Genomic DNA, 16,108 nt, shown 5'->3' with positions numbered 1-16,108 from the left:
GCGGGTCACTACCGTCCGGTCCACCATCTCTGCCCCCTACCCCTGCCCCACAGGACAGTCGGGAGAGCCGCATGCACCCGCGCAAGCACCCACACCCCCACCACCCGGGCCCCCGCCCCCGTATCCCCCGAGCGCTCGGCCGGGCCCTGGTCGCGCTCGCCGTGACCGTGGCCGCACTGCCCGCCACAGCAGCCACGGCGGCCACAGCAGTCGGCCCCGCCCCTGCCGGAAGCCACCAGGCGACGACCGCCGAGAAGCCCGGCGACCTGCTGGACGTCACCGAGTCGGCGTTCCACCCGCTCCCCGGGCAGCCGACCCTCACCAAGGCGTGGAAGATCAGTTACCGCTCCACCTCCGCACTCGGTGAGCCCAACACCGTCACCGGCACCGTGATCGTTCCGCAGGACGGCAGGAAGGGCCCGCGCCCGCTCATCACCTACGCGGTAGGCACCGTCGGCCTCGCCGACTCCTGCGCCCCCAGCGCCAACCTGCCCAAGGGCACGGCGATGGAGGCCAACCTGATCCAGCAGTACACCTGGCGCGGCTGGGCCGTCGTCGTCACCGACTACGAGGGCCTGGGCACGGCGGGCGACCACACGTACGTCGCCGGACGCTCCGCCGGGCACGCCGTGCTGGACGCGGCCCGTGCCGCCCAGCGCATCCCGGCCGCCGCCGCCTCCGGCCTGAGCGCCGAGTCGCCCGTCGGGATCGTCGGCTACTCACAGGGCGGCCAGGCGTCCTCCTGGGCCGCCGAGCTGAAGAAGTCGTACGCCCCCGAGCTGAACGTGAAGGGCACCGCGACCGGCGGCGTCCCCGCGCACCTGGAGAAACTGGTGCCGGTGCACAACGGCTCGTACGGATCGGGGCTGCTGTTCATGGCGGCGGCGGGCCAGGACGCGGCCTACCCGGAACTGAAGCTCGACGGCTATCTGAACCCGAAGGGCAAGGAACTGATCTCGTTCCTCCGGAACAACTGCGTGATCCTCGGCTCGACCGTCGGTTCCTTCAAGAAGATCTCGGATCTCACGACGAGCGACCCGCTCGCGACCCCGCAGTGGCAGAAGCGCCTCGACGAGTCCGACCTCGGCACCCGCGCCCCGGACCACCCGGTGTACCTATACCACGCGCTCGCCGACGAGCTGATCCCGTACTCCCTGGGCAAGGGGCTGCGCTCCGACTGGTGCGCGAAGGGCGGGACGGTGGACTGGCGCACGATCGTGCTCGGGGAGCACGTCTCCGGCGTGATCACCGAGGCGTTCAACGTACAGAACTGGCTGGCGGCCCGGTTCGCGGACAAGAGGACGAACGGCAACTGCTGACCCGCCGGCCCGCGCCCGACGGCCCTCTCTGATCACAGAACGTTACTAGTACGGTGTGTTAGTTTGGATCGGGAGGTTCACCTAGCACACCGTACTGGTCGCGATCAGGGAGGGCGTCACCATGGGGTCGAGCTGGAATGACCGACGACTTGAGCGCCGGGTGAAGACGGGCGACGGGAAGCCGCTGAAGCCCTTCCGCTGGTGGCAGATGACCCGGCGCTCGCTCCTCTCCGTCGCGCTGCCGGTGGGCGGCGGCCTCTCCGCGACGTACACGGTGGAGGTCAAACACGGCGGCGACCCCGAGTCGGGCGTGGTCCGGGCCCGGCTGTACCGCGACGGGTTCTGCGAGGCCGAGTCGAAGCTCCCGGCGCGCTTTCCCGTGCCGGGCGGGAACATCGAGGTCCGCCGGAGCGAGGTGGGCATGCGCCGCTGCCACTTCGTCGCGGACGACGGCTCGGAGAGGCGGCTCGTCCCCGACCCCCGCTCGGGGGAGGGGCGGCGCATGAACTTCGCCCGCGAGCATCCGGGTGCCAGCGCTCTCATCGGGGCCGTGTCCGTGGTGTTCCTGGTCATCGGGGTCGGCCTCAACCTGCTCCAGGCCGCGCAGCCGATCTCCGAAATCCCGGCCATCGCCGAGTCGTTGGGCACCTTCGAGTCGCCGGTGCGGCTGCCGATATGGCTGAACGTCACGCTCGGCTTCGGCGCTGCGCTCGGCGCGACCGAGCGGGCCATGCGGATGCGCTACCACTGGCTCCTGGACGGCGGAGCCGGTACCTGACGGGGCCCGCAGTACGGGAGTGTCTGCCTCAGACCCGGTTGTCCAGCACGAGGTCGACACCCGTGCGGAGCATGTCCAGCTCGGTGGCGATGTGCGCGTCCTCGCTCGGCAGTACCTGCTCGATCGCGACACCGTTGGCCAGCGTCAGCAGGAACCGCGCGCGCCGTGCGGTGTCCCCGGCGGGCAGCGCCCCCTCCTCGACCAGCACGTTCAGGCACTCCTCGACGCGGCGGGTCACCTCGCGCTGCATGGCCTGGTACTCCGCACGCATCGCCTGGGTGGGCTCCGACGCGATGTACCGCTCGTGCACGGTCAGCCACGCCTCGCGCGCGCCGCGCGTGCTGTCCGGCGGTACGAGGAGGCCCTGTACGCAGCCGAGCAGGCGCTCACGCGGAGGGATGGTGGCGTCCCGGAAGCTGGCCTCCGGCAGGACGAGATCGAAGACGACCTTCAACATGGCGTCCATGAGCGCACGTTGCGTGGGGAAGTGGTGCCGCAGGGACCCCGTGCTCACCCCCGCCCGCTCGGCCACGGCGCGCACGCTCAGCGCCGCCCCCGCGCCCTCGCCCAGCATCGTCGAGGCGGCCCACAGAATCCGGTCCCGGCTCTTCAGCCCTTCCGGCGGCGTCGGGTGCGCCCGTTCCGTGTTACCAACACGCTGTACTGCCATGATTCCGACGCTAACACGGCCGCGACCAGCTGATACGACAGGACCGCCGCCTCCCGTGAGCCGGGAAGCGGCGGTCCTGTCGGTGAGCGTGCCCGGCTCACTCCGCCCAAGTGACGAACGCCGACCAGGCGTCGGGTGCGACGGCGAAGACGGGCCCGTCGGCGACCTTGGAGTCACGGACGTGGACGGAGTGGGGGCAGGCTGCTACCTCGACGCAGTCACCACCGCTGGAGCTGCTGTGGGAGGACTTCTGCCAGGCGGCGGACACCTCGACGCACTCGCCGCCGCTCCCGCTGCTGTAGGAGGACGTGCGCCAGTCGAAGGCGACCTCGATGCAGTCGCCGCCGCTGTCGCTGCTGTAACTCGACTTGAACCATCGGAGGGTGCTGCTCATTCCGTCACTCCTGCCAACCGCTTGATGAGGTCCAGCGATTCACGAGGACCCAGGGCCTGTGACCGGATCTTCGCATAGCGCTGAGCGTAGACGCTCACCTTTGCCGGGTCACTGATCAGCAGGCTTTCGTCCTGCGGCTCCAGGTAGACGAGGTGTTCGTGCTCCGGGGTCTCCAGCAGGTTCATCGAGCCGCGAGCACCTGCGTACTCCCCGTACTTCCCGGCGTCCAGGGGCAGCACCAGCAGCGTGACATTACGCCGCTGGGCGCACCCCACGAGATGGAGCAGTTGCTCACGCATAATCTCCTCACTGCCGATGACGCGACGGAGAACGGACTCGTCGATGACGATCTCGATCATCGGGAGCGGGTCGCGATCGAAGAGGGCCGTGCGGGCCATCCGGAGCTGGACCAGTTCCTCCACGCGCGCGTCGGGGAGCGGCGGGCTTCCGCCACCGATGAGCGCCCGCGCGTACGCCTCCGTCTGGAACAGCCCGTGAACGACGTTCGTGACGAACAACTGAAGGCTCAGGGCGGCCTCTTCCAACAGCGCGTAATCCTTGAACTGCTCCGGAAGCCGCTCCATCCGCATGTACTGCCGTGCCGTCTCGAAGATGCGCGTGCCGTTCCCCAGCGCCCGTTGCAGCTCGACCAGCATCGCGTCGCTGGCGGGCTGCGCGCACGTCTCCATGGCGCTGATCGCCGCCGCCGAGTAGCCGATCTCCTTGCCCTCCTGCTCCTGTGTCCACCCGCGCTGGACACGCAGCGTCCGGGCGACCTCGGCCACCATCCGGGCCATCGGGCTGGCCGTTTCCTTGTTCTCCGAGCTTGCCATTACGCGATCTCTTTTCGACTCAACCGAACTCAACCGGTCACTACGCGAAGGCGCTGGACTCAACTCCGCTCCAGCGAAGTTCGAGCAGGTCAACGGCTGTACGACGCACCTCGGCAGGCATGGATAACGCTAGGTGATCGGGGTCACAATCGTCCCGTGAACGCAACTAATGGTGGGCTGAAGGCGGACTGGATTCCGGACTCCGGATTTCACCTTCGCAAGGCGGGCGTGCAATTCGACGCGGTCCGCGTGGACGGTGACGCCGGGCGGCGGCTGGCCGATCTGATGGAGGAACTGGTCGGGCGCGAACCGGGGCCCGTCGTCACCGAGTCGAACGGCCGGCGCGGGGTGTACTTCCTCGTGCCGCCCGGGTCGACGGCGGGGCGGCCGTGGCCGCGCGAGGTGACGACGTTCAACGGGGCGACGGGCCGGATCAGCTACGTACCCGTTCCGGCGCTCGGGGGCGACACCTGGCCGTTGATGTGGCGGTACCCGCCGACGGCCGCCGGGCGGTTCGTGCACACGTTGATCCTGTTCAACGCGGCTTATGCGTTACTGAGTTGAGCGAACGAGATACGTCACGGGACCGGCGTCCGGAACGGCGATCTCGTGGAAGCCGACGCGGTCGTAGAAGGCGCGGGCGCGGGTGTTGGCGGTGAGCATGCCCAAGTGGACCGCTTTGACGCCCTGTTCGTACAGGGCGGCGAGGAAGGTCTCCATGAGCCGCCGCCCGTACCCGGACCGCTGGTGGCTCGGGAGCAGGTCGATGTGCAGGTGGGCCGGGTAGGCGGCCAGCTCCGGCACGATCATGCGCTCCGGGTGGTGCATCAGAGCGGTCATGGCCTCGGCGGGGGTGGCCGGTTCGCGTACGGGGGCCGGGTGGCGGTCGGCGAGGCCGGGGAGCCATTCGGCGCGGTAGCGGTCGACGAAGGACGCGGTGTCCGCCGTGCCGAGGATGTAGCCGACCGCGCGGCCGCCGTCCTCGACCACGAAGGCCAACTCCGGCTCCAGGACGGCGTAGGGCGCCGCGAAGATGTTCGGCAGCAGGCCCGGGTCCGGGTAGAGGTGGCGGGCGTCCCCGCCCTCGTGCCCGGTGCGTACGCAGATGTCGAAAAGGGCCTCGCGGTCCTCGGAGCGGTACGGGCGCAGCACGGCCTGCGGAGGAGTCATGCGGGGGATCTTCTCGGTGCGGGAGCGCTCCCGCAAGACCTTTCCCGGCTGTCGTCCCCACGGGCGCGGCGGACTTGACACTAAAGTGCATGATCGTGCAACCTTCTGGTCGTCCGTCAACTCCTGCCGCCCTGCCGGGGGATGTTGTTGCTTGCGCGATCAATGACCTGGAGGTCTGCGCATGGCTGATCCCGTGAAGATCAAGATCTGGTCCGACTACGTCTGCCCGTTCTGCATGCTGGCCGAAGGTCCCCTGGAAGAGGCGATCAAGGACGTCGGCGCGGAGGTGGAGGTGGAGTGGATGCCGTTCGAGCTGCGTCCCCACCCCCAGCCCACGCTGCGGCCGGAGGACGAGTACCTGCCCGCCATCTGGGAGCGGGCCGTCTACCCCATGGCCCGCCGGCTGGGGGTCGACATCACGCTCCCCGACGTCTCTCCCCAGCCGTACACGGCCCTCGCCTTCGTCGGCTATCAGTACGCGGCCGATCAGGGCCGGGGGACGGAGTACAACCAGCGGCTGTTCCGGGCCTTCTTCCAGGAGAGCCAGGACCTGGGGTCGGCCGACGTCCTCGCCGCCCTGGCTGTCGAGGTCGGTCTCCACGAGGCCGGGTTCCGGGCCGCGCTGGAGGACGGCACGTATCGCGCCCGGCACGAGGAGGCCCTGCGGGAGGCGGCGGCCTACCGGGTGCAGTCGGTCCCCACCCTCCTCGTCGGGGACATCCGGATCGAAGGCGTCCCGCGTCCCGCCCAGCTGCGCAAGGCGATCCTCGACGCCCAGGCGCGGCAGGAGCAGGACGCGACCCTCTACGGCGCGTCCTGCGGTATCGACGGGAAGTGCTGACGTGACCGGCGCCCACCCCGCTCACCCCGCCCTCACCGCCTGCCGGTTCGGGGGGCTCGAACTGCGCAACAGATTCGCCCTCGCCCCCATGACCAGGGTCTCCGCGACCGAGGACGGCCGGGCCACCCCGGAGATGGCCGCGTACTACGCGGCCTTCGCCGAGGGCGGCTTCGGGCTCCTGATCACCGAGGGGACCTACACCGACACCGCGTTCAGCCAGGGCTACCTGCACCAGCCCGGCATGACGGACGAGGCGCAGGCCGCAGCCTGGCGGCCCGTCGTCGAGGCGGCGCATGCCGCCGGGGCGCGCGTCGTCCTTCAGCTGATGCACGCCGGAGCGGTCGCGCAGGGCAACCGGTTCCGCGACCGGGCCGCGGGTCCCTCGGCGGTACGGCCGCTGGGGGAGCAGCTGGCCAAGTACCGCGGCGGCGGCCGCTGGCCCGTGCCCATGGAGATGACCCGCCGCCAGATCGCCGAGGTCGTCGACGGCTTCGCGGCGGCGGCGGTCCGCGCGCGGGACGCCGGCTTCGACGGTGTGGAGATCCATGCGGCCAACGGCTACCTGCTCGACCAGTTCCTGACCCCGTACACCAATCTGCGCACGGATGGGTACGGCGGGGGAGTCGAGGAGCGCACGCGGCTCGTGCGGGAGGTGACGGCCGAGGTCAGAGCCGCGACCGGGCCCGGCTTCACGGTCGGCGTCCGCCTCTCCCAGGGGAAGATCAACGACCCCGCGTGGCGCTGGCCGGGAGGCGACGCCGAGGCGGGCGTCATCTTCACGGCGGCCGCCTCGGCCGGCGCCGACTACCTGCATCTCGCGGGAAGCGGCCGGGACTGGTCCCCGGACGGACCGACCCTTCCCGGGCTCGCCCGTACGGTCACCGGACTTCCCGTGATCGCCAACGGCGGGCTGCACCAGGAGGCGTTGGCGCGGCGCGTCCTGGACGGGCGGCACGCCGATGTCCTGGCGATCGGGACGGCCGCCCTGGCCAACCCCGGCCTGCCGCGCGTCGTGGCCGCGGGCGCGGCCCAGGCGCCGTTCGACCCGCTGCTGCTGGAGCCGCTGGCCACCCTGGACAACGCCCGCGCGCACGCGCACGCTTGACAGTCTTTACTTGCACATGCAAGGTTAGTACCCACGGAACGGATCGCCGACGGTGATCTGTGAGAGTACTCAGTTGCATGTGCAGGCAAGCAATCGATGGAAGTCACTCGGGAGACGAACCGCTCATGTGTACTCAGGAAAGCGAACTGACGGGCTTCGCCCACGAGGCGATCCGGCTCAGCCGTGAGCATGTCGCCCAGGGCGGCATCCCCTTCTCCGGTGTGGTCGTCGGCAACGGACGCATCCTGGGGACCGGCTTCAACCGGGTCCGCGAGGACAACGACCCGACCGCGCACGCCGAGGTCGTCGCCCTCCGGGAGGCCACCACCCGGCACGGGATCCGCGCCGTCGCCGGAGCCACCCTGATCGCCTCCGGCGAACCCTGCGCCCTGTGCTACCTGGCGGCGCGGTACGCCGGCATCGGCCACATCGTGCACGCCGCCGACCGCAGGACCGCCGCCCGGTACGGCTTCGACTACACGAGCACGTACTCCCTCTTCGCCCAGGACCCGGCGGACTGGCCGCTCAAGGTCACCGCGCTGCAACTCCCCGAAGCGGAGGAGCCGTTCCAGGACTTCCTCACGCGGAGCCGGGGCCGCTGACGCCCGGGGCTCCACCACGCCCCGCCCCTGCCCGCCCCACCTCACCCGCCCTCGCCCCTCATCGTTCATTCACCGCTCGGAAGGACCTCCCATGCACTGGCTCTACCTCGCCATCGCCGTCGCCTTCGAAATCCTCGTCGCCATCGCCGCCGGAAAGGCCGAGGGCTTCAAGAACCGCAAGTGGACCTCCATCACCCTGGCCAGCGGCGCCGCCGCGACCTTCTTCCTCAGCAAGGCGCTGCTGACCTTCGACGTCGGCGTCGGCTACGCCCTGTGGACGTCCGTCGCGGGCGTCGGCATCACCATCCTGGGCGCGCTGTTCTTCGGCCAGCGCCTGAACTGGAACAAGGCGATCGGCATCGTCCTCGTCATCGGTGGCGTCGTCGGCCTGCAGCTGAGCGGCTCCGCCTGACCCCGGAGCGCGTCTCCCGGCCGCGCGAGCGGCGCACCCCGCACCCCACCTGACGACACCCTTGAGAGAGGACCCACCTCCCATGTCCAACGCAGCCAAGAGCTCCACCAACGCCTGGCTCTCGCTCCTGCTCGCCGGAGGCTTCGAGATCGGCTACGCGCTCGCCGTCGGCGGCAGCGAAGGCTTCACCGTCCTGACCTGGTCCCTGGTCGCCGTGGTGTTCTTCCTGCTGACGCTCTACGCACTGAGCCTGGCCCTGCGCACGATCGACGTGAGCATCGGCTACGCCGTCTGGGCGGGCATCGGCGCGGTCGGCGCGGCGGTCCTCGGCCCGCTCTTCTTCGACGAGACCCTCACCCTGGCCAAGGGCGTCTGGCTGGCCGTCATCATCGTCGGCGTCATCTGGCTGAAGCTCGCCGACCGTACGAAGCCCTCCGAGGCCGTCGCCCCGGCCCAGGCGCCCGAGCGCCTCACCGACCGGCCCACCGCGGTCCAGGTCTGACGCTCCCCGACGGTTCGCCCCCGGCGCCTGCCCCCCTTCCTCCCTGGGTGGCAGGCGCCGGGGGCGTACGTCCTACTTCGCGGTCCGGCCGCCGTCCACCGCGAGCGCTGCCCCGGTGGTGAAGGACGAGGCGTCCGAGCAGAGCCAGGCGGCGGCGCGGGCGATCTCCGTCGGATCGGCCAGGCGCTGCTGGATCGCCTTGCCGCCGAAGCCGGCGCGTACGGCGGGTCCGGCCGCCAGGACGCCGTCCATCATCTCCGTGTCGGTGCTGCCCACGACGAGGGCGTTGACGCGGATGCCGTGCGCGCCGTACTCCGCGGCCGCCGCCCTGGTCAGGCCGAGGACCGCGTGCTTCGCGGCCACGTAGGGCGCGGAGGCGGAGGTGGCGCGTACGCCCGCGACGCTGGAGGTGTTGACCACCGCGCCGGCGCCGGCCGGCAGCATGGCGGGGATCTGGGCGCGCAGACAGTTCCACACGCCGCGCACGTTGACGTCCATGGTGCGGTCGAAGACGTCGTCGGTCAGTTCGTGCAGGGCGGTTCCGGCGCTCGCGTAACCGGCGTTGTTGAACGCGCAGTCGAGCCTGCCGAACCGCTCGACCGCCGTGGCGACGGCCCGGTCCATGTCCGCCCGGCGGGTGACGTCGCCCGGCACGGCCACGGCCCGGCCGCCGTTCTTGCGGATGCGCTCGGCGACCTCCTCGACCAGGTGGGTCCTGCGGGCCACCAGGACGACGGCGGCTCCCTCGTCGGCGAAGTGCCGGGCCGCCGCGGCGCCGATTCCGCTGGAGGCGCCGGTGATCAGGGCCACCTTGTCGGACAGCAGCGTGCCGCCCGCTCTCACGCGGAGACCCCGAGCCCGGCCGGGACCGGGGCGGGGCTCCAGAACGTGCCCGCGCCGACCTCCCGGTCGATCCGGTGCACCAGGGCGTCGTCCAGCTCGTCGAGACCGCTGATCAGGTGCTGGACGCCCGACTCCCGCATCAGGGCGCGCTGGTGGCTGTGGACGAAGGTGGAGGGGCGGCCGACGAAGGCGGTGCCCAGCTCACGGGCCGCGTCGGCGACCCGGGCCACGTCGTCGACGAAGAGGGCCTGCTCGGGGCGTAGCCCGAACACGTCCTCGGTGATCTCCCTGAGGCCGGGGCGGACGTCGTTGGTGCAGACGTAGCCGGGGCCGTCGAACAACTCGGCGTACCCGCCCAGATGGCGGTCGAAGTGGTCCTTGCCGAGACCGCCGTAGCAGACCGTGCGCAGCCCCGCGCCCCGCAGCCTCAGGAGCAGCTCGCGCGTGCCCGGGGTGACCGTGACCGGGTGGCGGTCGAGGAAGGCGGCGCGGTCCTCGAAGTAGGCGGCGAGCGCTTCCTCGCCGGTCATGCCGCCGCCGACGGCGGCCGAGAGCAGCCGGCCGGCTATGTGCTGCGGCTGGGAGAAGATCGATCTCTCCAGCTCGGCGGAGTACGTACCGCCTCTGCTGACGATGAAGTGATGGATCACCGGGCTGAAGGTGTCGTTGAGCAGGACACCGTCGATGTTCAGGGCGGCCAGGCGCAGGGTGAGCATGCTTCTCCGTAGGGTTCGTCGAAACGGGCGGAGCAGGTCAGGGCATCAGCGCGGCGCCGCGGGCGGGGGCCGTCTCGGCGCGGGTGATCACGGACGGGACCGCGATGCCGGGCAGGATCAGGTTCCACATCTGCTGGGTGCGCTCGGGAAGGTCCCGGCGGCCGCTGACGACGTTCGAGTACATCTGCATTCCGGTACAGGCGGCCACCACGAACTCCGCGACGACGGACGGGTCGACGCCGGGCTGCAGCTCCCCGGCCTCCAGCGCCTCGTGCAGGCAGCCGACCATGATCCCGCGGAAGTTCTCGTACGGGTCGGCGTTGAGGGAGCCGTCGATGGAGGCCTGCTCGTTCGTCAGCCGCACGCCGGCCCGCAGCAGCGGGTCGCGCTGGAGCTGCCAGGACCACACGAGGGTGAGGTCGATGAGCCGCTGGAGGCCGCCGGCCGCGAGCAGCGGGACGAGCGTCTCCGGCTGGCTGTTCATCACCGCCTTGGCCAGGTCCTCCTTGGACCCGAAGTGGAAATAGAGAGCCCCTGCCGTCACCCCGGCGCGCTTGAGGATGCGCGTGATGCTGGCCCCCGCGTAGCCGAACTCGTCGAAGACCTCAGCGGCCGCGTGCAGCAGTGCGCGGCGGGTTTGTTCCGCCCGCTCCTGTTTCGGTTGCGCCATGACTCTCACCTTCCCAAAAAGAATGCTCCTTATGTTAACCGGGTGAACAGCGGTCGCGGCAAGTCCGTTTTCTGACGGTTGAGTTGGGTCTCGACCCTAATGGTCCCGGGAATTGTTTCAGTGATCAGCGACTCTTGACTTGAGAAAACAAAAGGAACATTATTTTTGGAGCGGGGACGAGGAGTGATGCGCACACATCCCTCCGTAGTCGTCCGCGAAAACTACCGATCTTGGGGGGCCAAGTTGTCTGTTTCTGTACTGAGCCGTGATGTGAAGCCGGTCCAGCAGTCGCAGGTGCACCAGTGGCAGGTGCACAAGCTTCGGGGGGAGGAAGTGCTGCTCAGAACGTGGGCCGAGCAGGACGAGCAGAACCCGGGACGCTACGTGATCACGGCGAGGTGGCCAAAGGGGCACGACTTCTACCGGCCGTCGCAGGGCGCGTACGACCCGCTGCTGCTCGCCGAGAGCGTCCGCCAGGCGGTGCCGCTGCTGTCCCACGCCGTGCACGGCGTGCCGCGGGAGTACAAGCAGGCGTGGGAGCGGTTCAGCTTCGCGGTCGAGCCGCTGGCGGCGCTGGTGACCACCGGCGAGGACGAGGTGCGTCTGGTGGTCACCTGCTCGGACGTGGTCCGGCGCGGCAGCAGATTCGCCGGCATGACGATGGACATCGACGTCCACCTGGGGAAGCGGCTGATGGGCACCGCGCACACCCGCTTCAACAACCAGCCCGCGGCCGTCTACCGGCGGCTGCGCGGGAGTTACGCGGACCTCGACGCCGCCCTGGCCAACTGCCTCCCGGCGGGCCCGCCGGTGGAGCCGCACCGGGTGGGCCGGCACTCCGCGGAGGATGTGGTGCTCTCACCGGTTTTGGGCGACCGGACCGACCGGTGGATGCTGCGGGTGGACCCCACGCACCCGGTGCTCTTCGACCACGCCGTCGATCACGTGCCGGGCATGTTCCTCCTCGAAGCGGCCCGGCAGGCGGCACACGCCGTCGGTGACGGCTCCACGGCCGTCGTCGGCATGACGACGGACTTCGCCCGGTACGTCGAGCTCGACGCCCCCGCCGTCGTCGTGGCCGGCGCGCCGGTTCCCCGCGGCGCGGGACGGCACCGCGTTCCGGTCCGGGTCGAGCAGCACGGCGTCCGGGTCTTCAGCGCCGAGGTGACCGTCGCGTAGGTCACACGGCACACGGCACGCGAAACGGCGGGCGGCCCGTACACCTCCGAGGTGTACGGGCCGCCCGCCGCCGGGCCGGTCCTGCGCCGGGCCGGGCCCGCACCGGTCAGGCCCGCACCGGCTCCGGCATCGGCTGCGGGAGTTCCTCGTACACGGTGACCTCCACGTGCACCGAGGCCGGGACCGCGAAGCTCGCCTCGTACCCGGGGGGTGCGAGCAGCTGCCGCACCCGCCAGCCGAGCGGCTGACCGGTGAGATCGAGCCGGTTCATGACGGCGGCCATGCCCTGCCCGGTCGCTTTGGCCATGGCCTCCTTGCGGGTCCACAGCCGGGCGAAGTCCCGGACGAGTTCGTCGTCCGGGCGACCGCCCAGCCACTGCTGTTCCCTCGGGTGCAGGAACGGCAGGTAGCCGGCGACGGACTCCGGGGTCGGCCAGGACTCGATGTCGATGCCGATGGTGGCCTCGGCGACCGCGATGGCGACGAGGTCCCCGCTGTGCGACATCGAGAACTCCGGCGCTTCGCCCGCCGGGTCCGGATCGCGGATGGCCGGCCTGCCGTGCGCCCCGCCGCAGCCGGGGCACGGCTGCCGCAGAAAGCCGACGCCCGCGGGGGAGCAGCCGAGAGAGGAGCCGAGAACGCTCCGCAGCGCCCAGTGGGCGAACGCGTAGGTCTCCCGGCCGGCCTGCTGCGGTATCGACGCCAGCCGCCGCCGTTCGTTCTCGTCGAGCCAGTCGGGCGGGGTCCCGTCGGGCGGCAGGCGCTGCCCGGCCGGGGCCCGGACGATCCAGACGGAGACCGGATCGAGGATCTCCCCCGGAGGCGCGTCGGACCACTTGAGGTCGTGTGTCATGTCGATACGGCTCCTGGTGCGGCGGGGACCCGGCCGGTCCCCGCCACGGGTCGGATCAGGCGGTTGCTGCGAGCAGCGGCCACGGGCCGGTCATGGCGTACTGCTCCAGGTCCTCGGAGGCGAGGTAGCGCCGGAACCCCGGCACCTGTTCCGCGGGGCGCAGGGCCCCGCGGAACAGCACCAGGCCGCGCACCCCGGTCCCGTCGTCGTGCCAGCACACCAGCGGCATGTGGTACTCCGGGGTGTCGCAGGTCTCCTGCACGGCGGCCTGGTAGCCGTACGCGGGCAGCAGGCTCATCGGGCCGCCCCCACGGCCGCGCCTCTCGCCGGAGCGCCGGACCCGGCCACGTCCTCGGGGCGGACGCCGAACAGGGCTCCGTACTCGGTGATCCGCGCGGCCGCCGCGGCCCCGCCGGCGAGGTGCAGCGCGTGCCAGAAGAGGACCTGGTTCGCGGTGAGCACCGGAAACCCGATGCGCTCCTCCAGGCCGGAGATGGTGCCCACGGCGCGGATGCCGTTGCCGGCGACCAGCACCGCCTGCGGCCGCCGCGGGGCGACGGTGGACTCGATCCACTGCACCAGCGCCTCCGGCGTGATCAGCTTCTGGTTGCTGGGCAGGCCGCACGGGCCGTGGTGCACGACGTCGAAGCCGCGCTCACCGAAGTACGAGGCGCCCAGGGCGGAGAGCTCGTCGTCGAACCACGGCGGGTTGACGAGCGCTATCCGCTCCGCGCCGAGGGCGCGGAAACCGGCCGCGGCCGCGTGGGTCGTGCCGGTGAGCGGGATGCCGCGGGTCCGCTCCGCGAGCCGCTCGAACAGCTTCTGCTCGCCGTCGGCCCCCAGGACGTAGGCGGAGCTGGTGAACCCCAGGGCGATGGAGTCCAGCGGGGAGGCGGCGAGCAGCTCGACCGCGTCGTCGATGAAGGGCGGGTCGATGAAGGCGCGCACCGGGTCGTGCGGGATCTTGGGGTCCATCTCCCCGCCGGGGCGCATCGCCCCGAAGTGCACGCGGGACCCGTGGATGGAGACTTCGCGCGGCGCCATCGCCTGGAGCTCGGCCTCGGGCCCGACGTCCGCGTGCGGAACGACGACGCCGACGCGGGCGGCCACGGCCCAGCCGTCCTCGCGGGCCTGGAACTGCGTCATGGGGTGCCTCTCCTCTTCTGCCGTTTCTTCTGCTGTGTCGTGACGTGCTCGGGTACGGGGGTGGGGCAGGGGCTCAGTTCGCCTCGTCGGCGAGCGAGCCGCCGCCGACGGTGCCGGTGCCGTCCTCGTCCAGGAACTTCGGGTGCTTGCGGCGCATGTTGTCCATCACGAACGCGTACGGGACGTCGTCGAAGTCGCCGTGGTCGGTGAGGAACTCCATGCTCTGCCGCCCCTGCGCGTCGAAGGGGTGGTACAGGCTGTCGGAGCGGCCGTCGAACTCCAGCGGGGTCATCCCGTACAGCCGGCAGAGCAGCTTGTTGAAGACCGGGGTGACCTTCACCCAGTGGCCGTCGAGATACACGGTGGCCAGGCCGTGGAAGAAGACGTCGCCGCCGATGTACGAGCGCAGCCGGTCGGAGGCGAGGTGGTTGCGGACATCGCTGTAGTGGAGCCGGGCGGGGATGCCGACCGCGCGGCAGACGGCGGCGTAGAGCACGGACTTGTGCAGGCAGAAGCCCTTGCCGCCGGTGATGACGCTGGACGCCTTCAGGCCCTGCGGCGACAGGTCGGCGCCGTAGACCTCGTAGTGGATGCCGTCGCGCACCGCGTAGTAGAGGGCGACGGCGAGGTCGATCGGGTCGGCGGCGTCCCGGTCGATGCCGCCGAGGGCCTTGTCGACGAAGGCGCGGACGGTCTCGTGCTCGTGGTCGAGGAAGTCGGTGGCCGCGGTGAGGCGGGCGTGGTCGTCGGCGGCCGGCGTCAGGGAGCCGGCTTCGGCCAGGGTGTCGGTCATGCGGGTGCCTCTCGTCACAGGCCCATCAGGGCGGCGATGCAGTTGCGCTGGATTTCGTTGGTGCCGGAGTAGATGGAGCCGGCGGCGGCGTTGCGCAGCTCGCGCTCGATGCCCGTGTCGGTCAGGTAGCCGCGGGCGCCGAAGATCTGGATCGCGTCCTGGGCGGTGCGCTGGTTGGCCTCGCTGACCAGGATCTTGGTCGCGGCCACGTCCAGCGAGGCGTCCTTGCCCTGCTCGACCTTGCGGCCGGTGTCGTACAGCCACTTGCGGGCCGTCTCCACCGCGATCCTCATGTCCGCGATCTTGTGCGCGACCGCCTGGTTCTTGCCGATGGTGCTGCCGAACTGCTGCCGTGTGTTGGCGTGTTCGACGACGCGTCCCAGCCGGTGGGTCATCTCGCCCAGGTTGACGGCGAAGGAGAAGAGGACCTCCCGCTTCATCACGTAATCCATGATCAGGAAGCCGGCGCCCTCGCTGCCGAGCCGGTTGGCGACGGGCAGCCGGACGTCCTTGAGCGTGACCTCGCTGATCGGGGAGGTGCGCAGCCCCATCGTCTCCAGCGGCTCACCGATCGTCAGGCCCGGCGTGGAGCGCTCCGCGAGGAAGGTGCTGAGCCCGAAGGCGCCCGGTTTGCCGGTGCGGACGTAGAGCAGGAAGAGGTCGGCGACCGGGGCGTTGGTGATGAAGAGCTTGCCGCCGTTGATCACGTACTCGTCGCCCTCGCGGACGGCCGTGGTGCGGATGTTCATCACGTCCGAGCCGTGGCTCGCCTCGGTGATCGCGTGTGCGGTGATGGCCTGCCCGGAGGTGACCTGCGGCAGGTAGCGCTCGCGCAGGTCGGCGGAGCCGAACGCCTGGAGCGGGATGCCGACGCTGACGATCTGCGTGGACGCCGAGAAGTTCAGCCCGGCGTCCCGGCTGGTGTGGCCGAGGCCCTCCAGCGCGGCCATGGTCTCGGTGAGCGTCCGGCCGGCGCCGCCGTACTCCGGGGCGAAGGGGAGGGTGAAGAGCCCGGACCGCTGGAGCGGCTTCCACTTCTCGTGCGGGAACTCGGCGGCCCGGTCCCAGCGGGTGACGTCGTCGTTCAGCTCGTCGCCGTACGGCGCGGTGATGCCGTAGGTGTCTGTGGCCTGTTCTGCTGCCATGCGTGTTCTGCCTTGCCTTTCGCCGGGCGCCGGATGCGGTCGCCGGATGCGGGTCGCCGGGTGCGGGGCCGCGGCGGGGCGGGCCCCCCCCCCCCCCCCCCGGGCGGCCCCCGGAGAGGGGGGGGTTTGGGGGCGGT

21 protein-coding genes are annotated in these 16,108 nt (G+C 70.9%); 9 read left to right on the top strand and 12 right to left on the bottom strand.

Annotation, left to right across the window (positions count from 1 at the left end; all coding sequences use genetic code 11):
* Positions 1-71 precede the first annotated feature (71 nt).
* The gene (locus tag ACFWRV_RS06490) at positions 72-1,319 is read left to right on the top strand and encodes a lipase family protein (RefSeq protein WP_384329084.1); all 1,248 of its coding nucleotides are present in this window, start codon (positions 72-74) and stop codon (positions 1,317-1,319) included.
* 121 nt (positions 1,320-1,440) lie between these two features.
* Positions 1,441-2,097, top strand: a complete 657-nt coding sequence (locus ACFWRV_RS06485) for a hypothetical protein (RefSeq protein ID WP_384329081.1) — start codon at positions 1,441-1,443, stop codon at positions 2,095-2,097.
* A gap of 28 nt (positions 2,098-2,125) precedes the next feature.
* Here ACFWRV_RS06485 and ACFWRV_RS06480 read toward each other — a convergent pair whose 3' ends face one another.
* The 3 genes from ACFWRV_RS06480 to ACFWRV_RS06470 form a co-directional block, all read right to left on the bottom strand.
* Positions 2,126-2,767, bottom strand: a complete 642-nt coding sequence (locus tag ACFWRV_RS06480; protein WP_384329078.1) for a TetR/AcrR family transcriptional regulator — start codon at positions 2,765-2,767, stop codon at positions 2,126-2,128.
* A gap of 97 nt (positions 2,768-2,864) precedes the next feature.
* Entirely contained in the window at positions 2,865-3,161 is a 297-nt protein-coding gene (locus ACFWRV_RS06475) for a DUF397 domain-containing protein (protein ID WP_384329075.1), read from the bottom strand.
* Positions 3,158-3,994 carry a Scr1 family TA system antitoxin-like transcriptional regulator gene (locus ACFWRV_RS06470; RefSeq protein WP_384329072.1) on the bottom strand — a complete coding sequence of 279 codons (837 nt, stop codon included), beginning with the start codon at positions 3,992-3,994 and terminating at the stop codon, positions 3,158-3,160. The genes ACFWRV_RS06475 and ACFWRV_RS06470 overlap by 4 nt, the downstream gene beginning before the upstream one ends.
* Positions 3,995-4,150: 156 nt before the next feature.
* Between ACFWRV_RS06470 and ACFWRV_RS06465 the strand changes: the two genes are divergently transcribed.
* The gene (locus ACFWRV_RS06465) at positions 4,151-4,558 is read left to right on the top strand and encodes a hypothetical protein (protein WP_384329069.1); all 408 of its coding nucleotides are present in this window, start codon (positions 4,151-4,153) and stop codon (positions 4,556-4,558) included.
* On the opposite strand, the gene ACFWRV_RS06460 is transcribed toward ACFWRV_RS06465, so the two are convergent.
* Positions 4,547-5,164, bottom strand: a complete 618-nt coding sequence (locus ACFWRV_RS06460; RefSeq protein ID WP_384329066.1) for a GNAT family N-acetyltransferase — start codon at positions 5,162-5,164, stop codon at positions 4,547-4,549. The two genes, ACFWRV_RS06465 and ACFWRV_RS06460, sit on opposite strands and share 12 nt — an antisense overlap.
* Positions 5,165-5,345: 181 nt before the next feature.
* Between ACFWRV_RS06460 and ACFWRV_RS06455 the strand changes: the two genes are divergently transcribed.
* From ACFWRV_RS06455 to ACFWRV_RS06435, 5 genes are all read left to right on the top strand, one after another.
* Positions 5,346-6,005 (top strand): DsbA family protein, encoded by a 660-nt coding sequence (locus ACFWRV_RS06455; RefSeq protein WP_384329063.1) that lies wholly within the window; start codon positions 5,346-5,348, stop codon positions 6,003-6,005.
* A gap of 1 nt (position 6,006) precedes the next feature.
* Complete coding sequence (locus ACFWRV_RS06450) at positions 6,007-7,110, top strand: NADH:flavin oxidoreductase (protein WP_384329061.1); 1,104 nt, start codon at positions 6,007-6,009, stop codon at positions 7,108-7,110.
* A gap of 125 nt (positions 7,111-7,235) precedes the next feature.
* Positions 7,236-7,712: a nucleoside deaminase gene (locus ACFWRV_RS06445; protein WP_384329058.1), complete on the top strand. Its 477-nt coding sequence runs from the start codon at positions 7,236-7,238 to the stop codon at positions 7,710-7,712.
* Between the two features lie 91 nt (positions 7,713-7,803).
* Complete coding sequence (locus ACFWRV_RS06440) at positions 7,804-8,124, top strand: DMT family transporter (RefSeq protein WP_384329055.1); 321 nt, start codon at positions 7,804-7,806, stop codon at positions 8,122-8,124.
* 82 nt (positions 8,125-8,206) lie between these two features.
* Positions 8,207-8,626 carry a DMT family transporter gene (locus ACFWRV_RS06435; RefSeq protein ID WP_384329052.1) on the top strand — a complete coding sequence of 140 codons (420 nt, stop codon included), beginning with the start codon at positions 8,207-8,209 and terminating at the stop codon, positions 8,624-8,626.
* Positions 8,627-8,698: 72 nt separating this feature from the next.
* On the opposite strand, the gene ACFWRV_RS06430 is transcribed toward ACFWRV_RS06435, so the two are convergent.
* From ACFWRV_RS06430 to ACFWRV_RS06420, 3 genes are read right to left on the bottom strand one after another with little or no spacing between them, the layout of a single operon-like run.
* On the bottom strand, positions 8,699-9,469 hold the full coding sequence (locus ACFWRV_RS06430) for an SDR family NAD(P)-dependent oxidoreductase (protein ID WP_384329049.1): 771 nt from the start codon (positions 9,467-9,469) through the stop codon (positions 8,699-8,701).
* Positions 9,466-10,185, bottom strand: a complete 720-nt coding sequence (locus ACFWRV_RS06425) for an HAD family phosphatase (RefSeq protein WP_384329046.1) — start codon at positions 10,183-10,185, stop codon at positions 9,466-9,468. The genes ACFWRV_RS06430 and ACFWRV_RS06425 overlap by 4 nt, the downstream gene beginning before the upstream one ends.
* 37 nt (positions 10,186-10,222) lie before the next feature.
* Entirely contained in the window at positions 10,223-10,855 is a 633-nt protein-coding gene (locus ACFWRV_RS06420) for a ScbR family autoregulator-binding transcription factor (protein WP_205085205.1), read from the bottom strand.
* A 243-nt stretch (positions 10,856-11,098) separates the two neighbouring features.
* Between ACFWRV_RS06420 and ACFWRV_RS06415 the strand changes: the two genes are divergently transcribed.
* A complete protein-coding gene (locus ACFWRV_RS06415; protein ID WP_384329043.1) occupies positions 11,099-12,034 on the top strand; it encodes a ScbA/BarX family gamma-butyrolactone biosynthesis protein in 936 nt (311 codons plus the stop codon).
* A gap of 106 nt (positions 12,035-12,140) precedes the next feature.
* On the opposite strand, the gene ACFWRV_RS06410 is transcribed toward ACFWRV_RS06415, so the two are convergent.
* The 5 genes from ACFWRV_RS06410 to ACFWRV_RS06390 form a co-directional block, all read right to left on the bottom strand.
* Positions 12,141-12,887: a 4'-phosphopantetheinyl transferase family protein gene (locus ACFWRV_RS06410; protein ID WP_384329040.1), complete on the bottom strand. Its 747-nt coding sequence runs from the start codon at positions 12,885-12,887 to the stop codon at positions 12,141-12,143.
* A gap of 55 nt (positions 12,888-12,942) precedes the next feature.
* Positions 12,943-13,185 carry a DUF6253 family protein gene (locus tag ACFWRV_RS06405; RefSeq protein ID WP_384329037.1) on the bottom strand — a complete coding sequence of 81 codons (243 nt, stop codon included), beginning with the start codon at positions 13,183-13,185 and terminating at the stop codon, positions 12,943-12,945.
* The gene (locus tag ACFWRV_RS06400; protein ID WP_384329034.1) at positions 13,182-14,033 is read right to left on the bottom strand and encodes a maleate cis-trans isomerase; all 852 of its coding nucleotides are present in this window, start codon (positions 14,031-14,033) and stop codon (positions 13,182-13,184) included. Before ACFWRV_RS06400 ends, ACFWRV_RS06405 begins: the two co-directional genes overlap by 4 nt.
* A gap of 73 nt (positions 14,034-14,106) precedes the next feature.
* Positions 14,107-14,826: a transglutaminase family protein gene (locus ACFWRV_RS06395; protein WP_384329031.1), complete on the bottom strand. Its 720-nt coding sequence runs from the start codon at positions 14,824-14,826 to the stop codon at positions 14,107-14,109.
* A 14-nt stretch (positions 14,827-14,840) separates the two neighbouring features.
* The gene (locus tag ACFWRV_RS06390) at positions 14,841-15,971 is read right to left on the bottom strand and encodes an acyl-CoA dehydrogenase family protein (RefSeq protein WP_384329028.1); all 1,131 of its coding nucleotides are present in this window, start codon (positions 15,969-15,971) and stop codon (positions 14,841-14,843) included.
* Positions 15,972-16,108: the final 137 nt, after the last annotated feature.

The sequence above is a fragment of the Streptomyces sp. NPDC058576 genome, from assembly GCF_042718715.1.
Taxonomy (GTDB): domain Bacteria; phylum Actinomycetota; class Actinomycetes; order Streptomycetales; family Streptomycetaceae; genus Streptomyces.
The sequence above is the reverse complement of the archived record's forward strand: the minus strand, read 5'-3'. Positions and strand labels throughout refer to the sequence as shown.